We start from the raw sequence: 13,608 nt of genomic DNA, 5'->3' as shown, positions 1-13,608 counted from the left end.
TCTCACACACTGACAAATACTGACCAACCCATTAGGCTGCCGGGATTACTTCTGGCCTGGAATATCCGATGCCCCCTGTCTACCGCTTGGCACTGCCAGCATTGTGCCTGTCGCTGATCCTGCCTTGTGCCTTTTCAGCTCAGGCTGCCGCCCCGGCATCCGCTGCCGCGGAAAAGCCCGCCGAAGTAAAACCGGCCGAACGCCAGCCTCTGCCAGAGCGTAGCCAGGAAGAAGCCGTCGCTCTCGAACGAACGGTTCCCGCGCAAGAGCAACAGTCGTTGCAGGCTGGCAGTGACAGTTTTCTCGCGCTGTGGAAACCGGCCAATACCAGCACCCCCAAAGGTGCGGTGATTATCATCCCCGGTGCTGGAGAAACCGCTGACTGGCCTCAAGCTATCAGTCCTTTGCGGCAAAAACTGCCCGATGCCGACTGGGGTAGCCTGAGTCTTACTCTGCCGGACCTGCAAAGCAATGCCCCGCAAGCGCGTGTCGTCAACGTCGCACCCGCGCCGGCCAAAACCGAGACTGGCAGCAAAGACGCCAGCACCGCCCCGCCCATCGAGCAAGTGGCCGGCGGTGAAGGAGATATCGCCGATCGCGCGGTTGCCGAGACCAGCGAAGAGCAAGCCAAGGCTGACGCCGAGCGGATCTACGCACGGATCGACGCAGCCATTGCGTTCGCCGAACAACAAAATGCTCACAGCATCGTCTTGCTCGGTCACGGTACGGGAGCTTATTGGGCTGCTCGCTACCTGAGTGAAAAACAGCCATCGCGCATCGAGAAGTTCGTGATGGTTGCCGCACAGACACCCGTGACTGCGAAGCCCGGGCTGGCGGAATTGACCACCACCTTGAAGCTGGCGACCTTCGACATCTACTACAAGGACAAGGTGCTGGTGCAGAGCGCTGCCCTGGAGCGTTTGCAGGCCAGCAAACGCCTGAAGGCCTCGACGTTCAGTCAGCTGGCGCTCAAGACGTTGCCGGGTAATAGTGCTGCCGAACAGGAGCAATTGTTCCGCCGTGTGCGCGGTTGGTTGAATCCGCAGAACACCGGGAGTTGATCGGCGGATACACCGAAGTCCCCGTAAACCAATGTGGCGAGGGGGCATGCCCCCTCGCCACAGAATCAGCGACAGTTAACGAAAATTCCGTCGCTCGCGAATCAACGTATAGGCGCTGTGCAACTCGCGAGTCTTGTCAGTCGCTTCGCGCACCTGAGCAGCAGTCGCCCCGCTGCCGGCAATCTTGTCCGGGTGATGACGACTGAGCAAACGTCGATACGCACGCTTGATTTGCGACGGCTCACTGGTGGCTGACACCCCGAGCACCCGCAGCGCCTCCTGATAAGCCGCGGCACTGTTTACCAGTGTTTTTTTGTGCGGCTCGTAATCACTGGCCAGGGCCTGCACCTGCTCCGGCGTCCAGCCCAGCCACTTGCCCCACTGCGAAATCAGCTCACGCTCCGCGCTTCCGGCACGCCCGTCAGCCCAGACCATCCGCCAACAGGCGCGCAACACACCTTCGGCGGCATGCGGCTGCGCGCTTAAACGGCGCAGGTAGCTGCGCAAGTGATCATGCCCCGACTTGCCACGGTTGAACGCCGCGATTGCGCGTTTCTGCGCCGATTCGCTCATGTCCAGCGAACGCATTTCCTGACGCGCCTGGTGGATATGACCATCCACCACCCGGCCATCGCTCTTGGCCAGGCGTCCCAGCAATACAAACAGTAATTCATCGTTACGCAACATCGGCCGACCGCCGAGTCGCTCACGCAACTGCCCGAGGCTTTGCAGCTGCAAGCGCCGATCCAGCGCCTGCCCCAACAATGCACCGAGTATGGCCCCCGGAATGCTGGCTATCGCAAAGCCCGCTCCGGCTCCGATCAGAGTCCCTGGCCACAACATATCAGTAGCTCGCTTCTATCAAGTGTTCGACGTGCGCCAGACGCTCATGCGTGCCGACATCGACCCAGTGCCCACGCAGTTGCTCGCCGCTCACCTGCCCTTGCGCCATGGCGTCGCGCAACAACGGAGCCAGTTTGAAGGCGCCGTCCGCGCATGCCGCGAAAAGCTTCGGATGCAGCACCGCGATGCCACTGTAGGTGAGCGTTTGCGCACCTGGCTGGCCGTCCCGCACTTGACCATCGACCAGACTGAAATCGCCGCTCGGGTGATGGTCCGGGTTGTCGACCAGTACCAGATGGGCCAGGCCCGCCATCGGCTGACGCAATGCCGTGAAGTCGTAATCGGTCCAGATATCACCGTTGACCACCACAAAGGCGTCATCCCCCAGGAGCGGCAAGGCGCGGAAGATCCCGCCGCCCGTCTCCAGCGGCTCACCTTCCGGCGAGTACTGGATGCTCAGGCCATAACGCGATCCATCGCCCAGGTAATCTTCGATCTGCTGTCCCAGCCAGGCGTGATTGATCACCACCTCGCTGAAACCTGCCGCCGCCAGCGCTCGCAGGTGGTACTCGATCAGCGGCACCCCGCCAACGCGCACCAGCGGCTTGGGTGTGGTCAGGGTCAGCGGACGCATGCGCTCGCCTTTACCGGCCGCAAGAATCATTGCCTTCATGCAGTCACTCCTACCGACTGGCGCAGACTGGCCAGCAACACATCCAGTTCCACCAGCTCAGGACGACGAGCAATCACTGCTTCTATATAAGCAAAGAAGCGCGGCACATCGCCGAGGTAACGCGGCTTGCCGTCGCGGTGGCAGATGCGGGCGAAAATGCCGATCACTTTCAAGTGACGCTGTACACCCATCAGGTCACTGGCACGCAGGAAGTCTTCTAAATCAGGCTGAACCGGAATACCGAGCGCAGCCGCTTGTTGCCAGTAATCCGCCAGCCAACCGCGCACACGCTCCTCGGGCCAGCTGAGAAAGGCGTCCTTGAACAGGCACGTCACGTCGTAAGTTACCGGGCCATACACCGCGTCCTGGAAATCCAGCACGCCGGGGTTAGGCTCGCTGAGCATCAGGTTGCGTGGCATGTAGTCGCGATGCACCAGTACTTGGGGCTGGGCCAGGGCACTGTCGATCAGCTTGTCGCTGACGTGTTGCCAGAGCATTTGCTGTGCCGAATCAAACTCGATGCCCAGCTCGCGCTTCACGTACCACTCGGGGAACAGTTCCAGCTCGCGGCGCAACAGTGCCACGTCATAGCTGGGCAGTGGCGCATCCATCGGCAACTGCTGAAAAGCCAGCAACGCTTGCAAGGCATCCTTGAACAAATCGTCGGCATTTTCGCTGTCGATCACGTCCAGATAGGTCTTGTTGCCCAGGTCATTGAGCAAAAGAAAACCGCGTTCAAGGTCTTGTGCGTAGATTTTTGGCACGTTAATTCCGGATTTCGCCAGTAAAAAGGCGATATCCACGAACGGTTTACAGTTTTCCTGGGGCGGCGGAGCGTCCATCACGACAAAGCTGCGGCCGGCGCCTTCCCAACGGAAGTAACGGCGGAAACTCGCGTCGCTGCTGGCCGCAGTCAATGTGGCCGGGGGTACGGCGCCCCATCCTTGCTCGGCAAACAGCGTTGCCAATTGCTCATCGAGCCAAACTTTCAGGTGTTGCAAGCGTACATCTTGTTCAGGCATTACAAGGGTCTCCGACGGCGCTAGCCGTCAAGCGGGTCATGCTTTATTATCCAGCATCTTTTTCAGACCATCGAGAGGCGTGCGGCCCACACCGCGGGCAGATGGCACGCAGGAAGCCCGGACTAATAAGATGGCATTGAAATCCCCCGCGTTTCGTAAAAAATTTCCGTTGTTGGTTACCGGCAGTTTGCTGGCCCTGCAACCTCTAGCCACTTCGTTCGTGGTCGCCGCGGAACAGTATGACTGCTCAGTCTCTGCTTCGGGTTCCTGGGACTGCGCGCCAAAAGCCAACGCAGCCCAATTACCACCGCGCCCTGTACATGAGGGCAGCGCGGTCCGTTCGGGCAACGAGTCAACGGCCGAGAGCAGCACTGCAGGTGGCGAAACCGCCAACAAGCCTGTGCTGGTCACCGAAGCCAAGGGCCGCGCCCTGAAGTCGCGTAGCGCCGACTACAGTCACCTCGACTGGGTCCCGCGTGAGAAGCTCACCGCTGCCCAATTGGCTGAAACAGGTCCTTATTGCTCTGGTTCCTATATCGAACCAATTCGTCCTGGCATGAATGACACGACGAATAAAAGTGACGCCCCGACCTTTATCGGCGCCAAAGCCTCCCGCTACCAGCAGGAAGAACAGGTGGCGACCCTCGCCGGTGACGTGGTCATGCGCCAGGGCAGCATGCAGGTCGAGGCCGATGAAGCCAACCTGTATCAAGCCGAAAACCGTGGCGATCTGAACGGAAACGTGCGCGTGCGCGACAACGGCGCGCTGATCGTCGGCGATCACGCTGAAGTGCAACTCGACACCGGCGAAGCCCAGGTCGACAACGCCGAATACGTGATGCACAAATCCCGTGTCCGCGGCAGCGCGCTGTATGCCAAACGTGCGGAAAACGCGATCATCCGCCTCAAGGATGGTACGTACACCACGTGCGAACCGAACAGCAACGCCTGGCAGCTCAAGGGCAACAACATCACCTTGAACCCGGCGACCGGTTTCGGTACCGGGACCAACGTGACACTGCGGGTCAAGGACATTCCGGTGTTCTACACCCCGTATATCTATTTCCCGATAGATAACCGTCGCCAGTCCGGCTTCCTGCCGCCAAGCTTCAGCACCAGCAGCAAAACCGGCTTCATGCTGGAAACACCGTATTACTTCAACCTGGCACCGAACTACGATGCCACGCTGTATCCGCGCTACATGAGCAAGCGCGGCATGTTGATGGAAGGCGAGTTCCGCTACCTGACCAAGTCCAGCGAAGGTCAGTTCGGCGCCGCGTACCTCAACGATGACGACACCGAACGCAAGTTACAGTCCGACTACGAAAAAACCCGCTACATGTACAACTGGCAGCACAAGGGCGGACTGGATTCGCGGATATTCACCCAGGTCGACTACACCAAGATCAGCGATCCGTACTACTTCCAGGATCTGGAGACCGGGCAGCTGGGCGTCAAAAGTGTTTCCGACTACGTGAACCAGCAAGGTTCGGTCACCTACCGTGGCGACACTTACAATGCACGCCTCAACCTGCAGGCTTACCAGCTGGCGTCGATTTCGAACATCACGCCTTATAATCGTCTGCCGCAGATCACCTTCAATGGTTTCCTGCCTCAGAAACCTGGTGGACTGAACTTCGCCTACGAAACAGAAGCCGTGCGGTTTGAGCGGAGCCTGCAAACAGGGCAATTTTACGACCAGGACGGTATTGCAAGTAACCGACTCGATACAAACGTCTTCGGCGTGGCGCGCGCCAACGGCAATCGCCTCAATGTGGCGCCAAGCATCAGTCTTCCACTCAACGCGACCTATGGCTTCCTGAAACCAACGCTCAAGTATCAGTACACTCAGTACGATCTTGACCTGGATAGCACAGGTAAAGGCCAGGTCGCCGGTCAGACCGCGGAACAGGATCGCCTCCTCGGCACCTACAGCCGGAATCAGAGTCGTGCGGTTCCTATCGCAAGCATCGATAGCGGTCTGTACTTCGACCGTAATACCCAATGGTTCGGCAAGAACTATCGCCAAACCCTGGAACCTCGCCTGTACTATCTCTATGTTCCCGAGAAAGACCAGAGCAATATCCCGGTATTCGACACAGGCGAGTACACGTTCAACTACGCCTCGCTGTTCCGCGACAACCGCTTCTCGGGCTCCGACCGCGTCGGCGACGAAAACAAACTGTCGCTGGGCGTGACCAACCGCTGGATCGAAGACAACGGCTTCGAACGTCAACGCATCAGCGTTGGCCAGGCCATGTACTTCAAGGACCGCAAAGTACAACTGCCGGGTATCGATGCAACAACCCGTGCCGATGCGCACTCCAACGTCTCGCCGTACGCCCTGGAATATGAATATCACTGGAACCGCGATTGGCGGACCACAGCCGACTACAACTGGGACCCGGACAGCCGTAAACCTCGCTCGGGTAGCGCGATGTTCCACTACCAGCCTGAAGACAACCCGAACAAGGTCATCAACGCCGGTTACCGCTATCGCAATGACATGGTTCGCTACGACCAGACGACGGGTAAGTGGACTGTGGGTGGCGGTGACTATGGCACCCCTGGTACGTCTGGTTTCGTGAAGGATTACTACAAGATCAAACAGCACGACTTCTCGGTGATCTGGCCTGTCGTGCCGCAATGGAATGCCATCAGCCGCTGGCAGTACGACTACAACCGCAACCGCACCCTGGAAGCCTTCGGTGGTTTCGAGTACGACAACTGCTGCTGGAAACTGCGCCTGATCAACCGTTACTGGGTGTCGTATGACGAGTTCAGTCAAGAAGCCCCGCAAAACGAAAAAGGCGACCATGGCGTCTTCCTCCAAATTGTTCTGAAAGGTCTCGGTGGCGTTACTGGCGCCAAGGTAGAGAGCTTCCTCGACAAAGGCATTCAAGGTTATCGTGAACGTGAAGACCAAGCTTTCTGATTGTCTGCGCCCGCTGCTGCTGGGCGCGCTGTTCCTGGGTACCGCGGCTAACGCCGCGGTACAGTCCATCGACAAAGTGGTGGCTATCGTCGACAACGACGTGGTCATGCAGAGCCAGTTGGACCAGCGGGTTCATGAAGTTCAGCAAACCATCGCCAAGCGCGGTGGCGGCACACCACCAACCAGCGTGCTGGAACAGCAGGTGCTCGAACGCCTGATCGTCGAAAACCTGCAACTGCAGATCGGCGAGCGTTCCGGCATCCGCATTACCGATGAAGAACTGAACCAGGCCGTTGGCACCATTGCCCAGCGCAACAACATGACGGTGGATCAGTTCCGTGCGGCATTGACTCACGACGGCCTGTCTTACGACGACGCTCGTGACCAGATCCGTCGCGAGATGATCATCAGCCGCGTTCGTCAGCGCCGTGTGGCCGAGCGGATTCAGGTGTCCGAACAGGAAGTGAAAAACTTCCTCGCCTCCGACCTCGGTAAAGTGCAGCTCTCTGAAGAATTGCACCTGGCCAACATCCTGATCCCAACCCCGGAAAGCGCCAATTCGGAAGCGATCCAGACCGCTGCACGTCAGGCCATGGAGATTTATCAGCAACTCAAGCAGGGTGCTGATTTCTCTCAACTGGCCATCGCCAAATCGGCAAGCGACAACGCACTGGAAGGCGGCGACATGGGCTGGCGTAAAGCCGCTCAACTGCCACCTCCGTTCGACCGCGAGCTGAGCGCGATGTCAGTGGGTGAAATCACTCAACCGGCACGTACACCAGGCGGTTTCATCATCCTCAAAGTGTTGGAAAAACGCGGCGGCGGCAATCAGGTGCGTGACGAAGTACACGTTCGCCACATCCTGATCAAGCCAAGCGAAATCCGCAGCGAAGAAGAAACCAAGCGTCTGGCGCAGAAACTCTACGATCGCATTTCCGCGGGCGAAGACTTCGCTGAACTGGCAAAAAGCTATTCGGAAGACCCGGGCTCCGCCCTTAACGGTGGCGACCTCAACTGGATCGACCCGAACGCACTGGTGCCGGAATTCCGCGAAGTAATGGCCAAGACCCAACAAGGTCAGCTGTCCAAGCCGTTCAAGACTCAATATGGCTGGCACGTTCTGGAAGTCCTTGGCCGCCGCGCCACCGACAGCACCAACCAGGCCCGTGAACAGCAGGCCATGACCGTACTGCGTAACCGCAAATACGACGAAGAGCTGCAAACCTGGTTGCGTCAGATCCGTGACGAAGCCTACGTTGAAATCAAGCTCCCTGGCGTCGACCAGGCAGCGAAGTGAACCCCAAGCGTTTTGCGCTGACACCCGGCGAGCCAGCCGGCATAGGTCCTGACCTGTGCCTGCTACTCGCCTCGCAAGCCCAGCCACATCCCCTGATTGCCATTACCAGCCGCGACCTGCTCCTTGAGCGGGCCGCGCAGCTGGGCGTGGTTGTCGATTTGCTGCCGGTAACACCGGACAATTGGCCGGACGTTCCTGCGCCGGCCAACAGCCTGTATGTCTGGGATACACCGCTCAGCGCACCGGTTACCGCCGGTCAACTGGACAAGGCCAACGCCGCCTTTGTCCTGGAAACCCTGACCCGCGCCGGCCAGGGCTGCCTGGACGGGCACTTCGCCGGAATGATCACCGCCCCTGTGCACAAGGGCGTGATCAATGAGTCGGGCATTGTCTTCTCCGGCCACACCGAGTTCCTCGCAGACCTGACCCACACTCCTCAAGTGGTGATGATGCTCGCCACACACGGCTTGCGAGTCGCGCTGGTTACCACGCACCTGCCGTTGCGGGAGATTGCCGATGCAATCACCCCTGAACGCCTGGAGCGGGTCACACGGATTCTGCACACCGACCTGCAACAAAAATTCGGCATCGCCCAGCCACGCATCCTCGTTTGCGGACTCAACCCGCATGCCGGCGAAGGCGGACACCTGGGCCACGAAGAAATCGACATCATTGAACCAACCCTGGAGCGTCTGCGCGCTGAAGGCATGGACCTGCGTGGTCCCCTGCCCGCCGACACTCTGTTTACCCCCAAATATCTGGAGCACTGCGATGCGGTGCTGGCGATGTACCACGACCAGGGCCTGCCTGTGCTGAAATACAAAGGCTTCGGCGCGGCAGTCAACGTGACCCTCGGCTTGCCGATCATCCGCACTTCAGTCGACCACGGCACCGCCCTGGACTTGGCTGGCAGCGGAAAAATCGACACCGGCAGCCTGCAAGTCGCCCTGGAAACCGCCTACCAGATGGCCGAGACCCGTTTATGACCGAGCATTACCAACACCGGGCGCGCAAGCGTTTCGGCCAGAACTTCCTGCACGATGCCGGCGTTATCGACCGCATCCTGCGCTCCATTCATGCCAAGCCCGATGACCGTCTGCTGGAAATCGGCCCGGGCCAGGGCGCGCTCACCGAAGGCCTGCTCAACAGCGGCGCCCAACTGGACGTGGTTGAGCTGGACAAAGACCTGATCCCGATCCTCAACCAGCAATTCGCCGGCAAGAGCAATTTCAACCTGCACCAGGGCGATGCACTGAAGTTCGACTTCAACAGCCTGAATGCCGCCCCCAACAGCCTGCGCGTGGTCGGCAACCTGCCGTACAACATCTCCACGCCGCTGATTTTCCACCTGCTGAACAACGCAAGCATCATTCGCGACATGCACTTCATGCTGCAAAAGGAAGTGGTCGAGCGTCTGGCGGCAGGTCCTGGCGGTGGYGATTGGGGTCGCCTGTCAATCATGGTTCAGTACCACTGCCGGGTCGAACACCTGTTCAACGTCGGCCCTGGTGCGTTCAACCCACCACCGAAAGTCGACTCGGCGATCGTCCGCCTGGTGCCGCACGCCGTGCTGCCGCACCCGGCCAAAGACCATCGTTTACTGGAGCGCGTGGTTCGCGAAGCCTTCAACCAGCGCCGCAAAACCCTGCGCAACACCCTCAAGGCCCTGCTGAGCAACGCCGAAATCGAAGCCGCTGGCGTCGATGGCAGCCTGCGTCCCGAGCAGCTCGATCTGGCAGCCTTCGTCCGCCTGGCTGACAAGCTCAGCGAACAAGTCGCCGAGCAGCCTGCCGACATCTGACAGGCCAGAAGCGTTATCGGGTAGGACACCAGCGCCCATGTCTGGTTTACTACCCGATACCTGGCCTAGACTGACCTCAATCAGTTAAGCCCCGCGTCCCGCTTTGCTTTTAAGGCCCTTTGCATGTCCGATCCTCGTTATCAGGTCGACGTCAGCGTCGTCACCCGCTATCTGGCAGAACAATCGCAACCCGAGCAGAACCGCTTTGCCTTCGCCTACACCATTACCGTACAGAACAATGGCCTGCTACCGGCCAGGTTGCTCTCCCGGCACTGGGTGATTACCGATGGCGACGGCCATGTCGAAGAAGTTCGCGGCGCAGGCGTGGTGGGTCAGCAACCGCTGATCGGCGTCGGCCAGAGCCACACCTACAGCAGCGGCACCGTGATGACTACCCGGGTTGGCAACATGCAGGGGACTTATCAAATGCTCGCTGAAGACGGTAAACACTTCGACGCTATCATCGCGCCATTCCGCCTGGCGGTGCCCGGAGCCCTGCACTGATGGCGACGTATGCCGTCGGCGACCTGCAAGGCTGCCTTGAGCCCCTGCAATGCCTGCTCAAGCGGGTTGCCTTCAACCCTGCAACGGATCGTCTGTGGCTGGTCGGCGACCTGGTCAACCGCGGCCCGCAATCGCTGGAAACCCTGCGCTTTCTCTATAGCATCCGCGAATCGCTGGTGTGCGTACTGGGCAACCATGACCTGCACTTGCTGGCTGCCGGCTACAACATCGAACGCTTGCGCAAAGCCGACACCCTGCGTGAAATCCTCGAAGCCCCGGATCGCGAGGATCTGCTTGAGTGGCTGCGCCAGCAAAAGCTCATGCACTACGACGAACAACGCGATATTGCGTTGGTCCATGCCGGTATACCGCCGCAGTGGTCCCTGCGCAAAGCCTTGAAGTGCGCAGCCGAGGTCGAAGAAGCACTGCGTGACGACAACCGCATCGCGCCCTACCTCGATGGCATGTATGGCAACGAACCGCTTAAGTGGGACGGTGACCTTAAAGGTGCAGCCCGCCTGCGCGTGATCACCAACTACTTCACTCGCATGCGTTTCTGCACCAGCGACGGCAAGCTTGATCTCAAAAGCAAGGAAGGTCTCGACAGCGCGCTACCGGGTTACGCCCCCTGGTTTTCACACCAGCAACGCAAGACCCGCGGCAAGAAGATCATTTTCGGTCACTGGGCCGCGCTCGAAGGTAAATGTAAAGAACCGGGCATCTTCGCCCTGGACAGCGGTTGCGTCTGGGGTGGCTCGATGACCTTGATGAACGTCGATACCGGCGAGCGCCTGCATTGCAAATGCGATGCTCAGGGGCGCGCCGCCCCGCACGCCACCTCAACTACCCCCGAACTATTGTCGGCCAGTGCCAAGCGCTAGGCTGCGCTTTCAGCCAGGCCACAGGAGCCCGCCATGAGCGAATTCAAACGTATCCCCCCAGAACAGGCCCAGGCCCTGCGCGAACAAGGCGCGGTGGTGGTCGATGTCCGCGATCCGGCAACTTTTGCCGCACTGCACATCAGCGGATCGAAGCATCTGGATAATCATTCCCTGCACGCATTCATCACTGCCGCCGACCTCGACGCACCGACCGTAGTGGTTTGCTATCACGGTAATTCCAGCCAGGGCGCCGCTGCATATCTGGTCAGCCAGGGCTTTTCCGACGTCTACAGCATGGACGGCGGATTCGAGCTGTGGCGTACGATTTATCCTTCGGAGACGTCGCAAGGCACTGCCGAATAATTTTTTTCACACGCTCCAGCCCACGCCCGCTGTGGGCTGACGAACGGTAGTCATAACAAAACTACGCATTGGCCCCCTTACCTTGCAGATTCCGAACTATCCTTAGCCTCAGGCCATCCAAAACAGGGGAGAGCCGGTACACCGGCGCACGGATCATCGGGAGTAGCTTTCAGGGTTGATAGCTTTGAAGGTGTTCAGGGGGGTAAAAGGCAACTGCACTTTCAGTTGCTTGCCAGCATCCACTGATTGATCCGACGTCGGCTCCACGTATCGAGCGAGGTGACGTCATGAGTATCTTTAGCCACTTCCAACAACGCTTCGAGTCCACGCGGCAGGAAGAGCTCACTCTGCAGGAGTATCTCGAACTGTGCAAAAAGGACCGTAGCGCCTACGCGTCCGCCGCCGAACGACTACTGCTGGCCATCGGCGAACCGGAACTGCTGGACACCTCGACCAATTCGAGACTGTCGCGCATCTTCTCCAACAAGGTGATCCGTCGGTATCCGGCCTTTGAAGACTTCCACGGGATGGAAGAATGCATCGACCAGATCGTCTCCTACTTCCGCCACGCAGCTCAGGGCCTGGAAGAGAAGAAACAGATCCTCTACCTGCTCGGCCCCGTCGGTGGCGGTAAGTCATCCCTGGCCGAGAAGCTGAAACAGCTGATCGAAAAAGTGCCCTTCTATGCCATCAAGGGCTCTCCGGTGTTCGAGTCTCCGCTGGGGCTGTTCAACGCCACCGAAGATGGTGCAATCCTCGAAGAGGATTTCGGCATTCCGCGGCGCTACCTGAACACCATCATGTCACCCTGGGCGACCAAACGCCTGGCCGAATTCGGTGGCGATATCAGCCAGTTCCGGGTGGTCAAGCTCTACCCGTCGATCCTCAACCAGATCGCCGTGGCCAAGACCGAACCGGGTGACGAAAACAACCAGGACATCTCGGCGCTGGTGGGCAAGGTCGATATTCGCAAGCTGGAAGAATTCCCGCAGAACGACGCCGACGCCTACAGCTACTCGGGTGCACTTTGCCGCTCGAACCAGGGCCTGATGGAATTCGTCGAAATGTTCAAGGCACCGATCAAGGTGCTGCACCCATTGCTGACCGCAACCCAGGAAGGCAACTACAACAGTACCGAAGGCCTGGGCGCGATTCCGTTCACCGGGATCCTGCTGGCGCACTCCAACGAATCGGAGTGGCACACCTTCCGCAACAACAAGAACAACGAAGCCTTCATCGACCGGATCTACATCGTCAAAGTGCCGTACTGCCTGCGGGTCAGTGACGAAGTGAAGATCTACGACAAGCTGCTGTTCAACAGCTCCCTGGCCAAGGCCCACTGCGCACCCGACACCCTGAAGATGCTCGCCCAGTTCACGGTGCTCTCGCGCCTCAAAGAGCCGGAAAACTCGAACATCTACTCGAAAATGCGCGTGTATGACGGTGAAAACCTCAAGGACACCGATCCGAAGGCCAAATCGATCCAGGAATACCGCGACAACGCGGGTGTCGACGAAGGCATGAACGGTCTTTCGACCCGGTTTGCCTTCAAGATCCTGTCGAAAGTCTTCAACTTCGACCCGCATGAAATCGCCGCCAACCCGGTGCATCTGCTCTATGTGCTGGAACAACAGATCGAACAGGAACAGTTCCAGGCGGAAACCCGCGAGCGTTATCTGCGCTTCCTGAAAGAGTACCTGGCGCCGCGTTATATCGAGTTCATCGGCAAGGAAATCCAGACCGCCTACCTGGAGTCCTACAGCGAATACGGGCAAAACATCTTCGACCGCTATGTGCTCTACGCGGACTTCTGGATTCAGGATCAGGAATACCGCGATCCGGAAACCGGCGAGATACTCAACCGCGTAGCCCTCAACGAAGAGCTGGAGAAAATCGAAAAACCGGCGGGCATCAGCAATCCGAAGGATTTCCGCAACGAAATCGTCAACTTCGTCCTGCGTGCCCGGGCCAACAACAACGGCAAGAATCCGACCTGGCTCAGCTACGAGAAGCTGCGGGTGGTCATCGAGAAGAAAATGTTCTCGAACACCGAGGATCTGCTGCCGGTCATCAGCTTCAATGCCAAGGCCAGCAAAGAGGACCAACAGAAACACAACGACTTCGTTACACGTATGGTCGAGCGCGGCTACACCGACAAACAGGTACGACTGCTCTCCGAGTGGTACCTGCGGGTCAGGAAATCGCAGTAACACGCTGCCGGTCAGACC

Annotated in this window: 12 protein-coding genes; 9 read left to right on the top strand and 3 right to left on the bottom strand. The window is 59.0% G+C overall.

The genetic code is table 11. The features are described from left to right. Positions 1-68 precede the first annotated feature (68 nt). A complete protein-coding gene (locus tag AC1DHT_RS02210; RefSeq protein ID WP_427544825.1) occupies positions 69-1,061 on the top strand; it encodes an alpha/beta hydrolase family protein in 993 nt (330 codons plus the stop codon). Between the two features lie 75 nt (positions 1,062-1,136). Here the strand turns inward: AC1DHT_RS02210 and AC1DHT_RS02205 are convergent, their stop codons facing one another. From AC1DHT_RS02205 to AC1DHT_RS02195, 3 genes are read right to left on the bottom strand one after another with little or no spacing between them, the layout of a single operon-like run. Then, positions 1,137-1,904 (bottom strand): TerB family tellurite resistance protein, encoded by a 768-nt coding sequence (locus tag AC1DHT_RS02205; RefSeq protein WP_427544827.1) that lies wholly within the window; start codon positions 1,902-1,904, stop codon positions 1,137-1,139. 1 nt (position 1,905) lies between these two features. Then, entirely contained in the window at positions 1,906-2,577 is a 672-nt protein-coding gene (gene murU / locus AC1DHT_RS02200) for an N-acetylmuramate alpha-1-phosphate uridylyltransferase MurU (protein WP_427533029.1), read from the bottom strand. Next, complete coding sequence (locus AC1DHT_RS02195) at positions 2,574-3,599, bottom strand: aminoglycoside phosphotransferase family protein (RefSeq protein ID WP_427544829.1); 1,026 nt, start codon at positions 3,597-3,599, stop codon at positions 2,574-2,576. The genes murU and AC1DHT_RS02195 overlap by 4 nt, the downstream gene beginning before the upstream one ends. Before the next feature lie 130 nt (positions 3,600-3,729). On the opposite strand from AC1DHT_RS02195, the gene AC1DHT_RS02190 reads away from it, so the two are divergent. The 8 genes from AC1DHT_RS02190 (at position 3,730) to AC1DHT_RS02155 (ending at position 13,590) form a co-directional block, all read left to right on the top strand. Then, a complete protein-coding gene (locus AC1DHT_RS02190) occupies positions 3,730-6,534 on the top strand; it encodes an LPS-assembly protein LptD (RefSeq protein WP_427544831.1) in 2,805 nt (934 codons plus the stop codon). Then, positions 6,515-7,831 (top strand): peptidylprolyl isomerase SurA, encoded by a 1,317-nt coding sequence (gene surA, locus AC1DHT_RS02185; protein WP_429538950.1) that lies wholly within the window; start codon positions 6,515-6,517, stop codon positions 7,829-7,831. Before AC1DHT_RS02190 ends, surA begins: the two co-directional genes overlap by 20 nt. Next, positions 7,828-8,817: a 4-hydroxythreonine-4-phosphate dehydrogenase PdxA gene (gene pdxA / locus AC1DHT_RS02180; protein ID WP_427544835.1), complete on the top strand. Its 990-nt coding sequence runs from the start codon at positions 7,828-7,830 to the stop codon at positions 8,815-8,817. Before surA ends, pdxA begins: the two co-directional genes overlap by 4 nt. Further along, positions 8,814-9,632 (top strand): 16S rRNA (adenine(1518)-N(6)/adenine(1519)-N(6))-dimethyltransferase RsmA, encoded by an 819-nt coding sequence (gene rsmA / locus AC1DHT_RS02175; RefSeq protein ID WP_427544837.1) that lies wholly within the window; start codon positions 8,814-8,816, stop codon positions 9,630-9,632. Before pdxA ends, rsmA begins: the two co-directional genes overlap by 4 nt. A gap of 123 nt (positions 9,633-9,755) precedes the next feature. Beyond that, positions 9,756-10,136 carry a Co2+/Mg2+ efflux protein ApaG gene (gene apaG, locus AC1DHT_RS02170; protein WP_427544839.1) on the top strand — a complete coding sequence of 127 codons (381 nt, stop codon included), beginning with the start codon at positions 9,756-9,758 and terminating at the stop codon, positions 10,134-10,136. Beyond that, on the top strand, positions 10,136-11,017 hold the full coding sequence (locus AC1DHT_RS02165; protein ID WP_427544841.1) for a symmetrical bis(5'-nucleosyl)-tetraphosphatase: 882 nt from the start codon (positions 10,136-10,138) through the stop codon (positions 11,015-11,017). The genes apaG and AC1DHT_RS02165 overlap by 1 nt, the downstream gene beginning before the upstream one ends. Before the next feature lie 33 nt (positions 11,018-11,050). Then, positions 11,051-11,380: a thiosulfate sulfurtransferase GlpE gene (glpE, locus tag AC1DHT_RS02160; protein ID WP_427533037.1), complete on the top strand. Its 330-nt coding sequence runs from the start codon at positions 11,051-11,053 to the stop codon at positions 11,378-11,380. 287 nt (positions 11,381-11,667) lie between these two features. Then, entirely contained in the window at positions 11,668-13,590 is a 1,923-nt protein-coding gene (locus AC1DHT_RS02155) for a PrkA family serine protein kinase (RefSeq protein WP_019693927.1), read from the top strand. Positions 13,591-13,608: the final 18 nt, after the last annotated feature.

It is taken from the genome of Pseudomonas sp. 05N432 (assembly GCF_056396945.1).
The sequence above is the reverse complement of the archived record's forward strand: the minus strand, read 5'-3'. Positions and strand labels throughout refer to the sequence as shown.

What these genes read in the sequence shown, in the direction of transcription:
- glpE (WP_427533037.1), top strand. Translation starts at nt 11,051, where the DNA reads ATGAGCGAATTCAAACGTATCCCCCCAGAACAGGCCCAGGCCCTGCGC.
- AC1DHT_RS02195 (WP_427544829.1), bottom strand. Translation starts at nt 3,599, where the DNA reads ATGCCTGAACAAGATGTACGCTTGCAACACCTGAAAGTTTGGCTCGAT.
- AC1DHT_RS02205 (WP_427544827.1), bottom strand. Translation starts at nt 1,904, where the DNA reads ATGTTGTGGCCAGGGACTCTGATCGGAGCCGGAGCGGGCTTTGCGATA.
- AC1DHT_RS02165 (WP_427544841.1), top strand. Translation starts at nt 10,136, where the DNA reads ATGGCGACGTATGCCGTCGGCGACCTGCAAGGCTGCCTTGAGCCCCTG.
- apaG (WP_427544839.1), top strand. Translation starts at nt 9,756, where the DNA reads ATGTCCGATCCTCGTTATCAGGTCGACGTCAGCGTCGTCACCCGCTAT.
- AC1DHT_RS02190 (WP_427544831.1), top strand. Translation starts at nt 3,730, where the DNA reads ATGGCATTGAAATCCCCCGCGTTTCGTAAAAAATTTCCGTTGTTGGTT.
- murU (WP_427533029.1), bottom strand. Translation starts at nt 2,577, where the DNA reads ATGAAGGCAATGATTCTTGCGGCCGGTAAAGGCGAGCGCATGCGTCCG.
- AC1DHT_RS02155 (WP_019693927.1), top strand. Translation starts at nt 11,668, where the DNA reads ATGAGTATCTTTAGCCACTTCCAACAACGCTTCGAGTCCACGCGGCAG.
- AC1DHT_RS02210 (WP_427544825.1), top strand. Translation starts at nt 69, where the DNA reads ATGCCCCCTGTCTACCGCTTGGCACTGCCAGCATTGTGCCTGTCGCTG.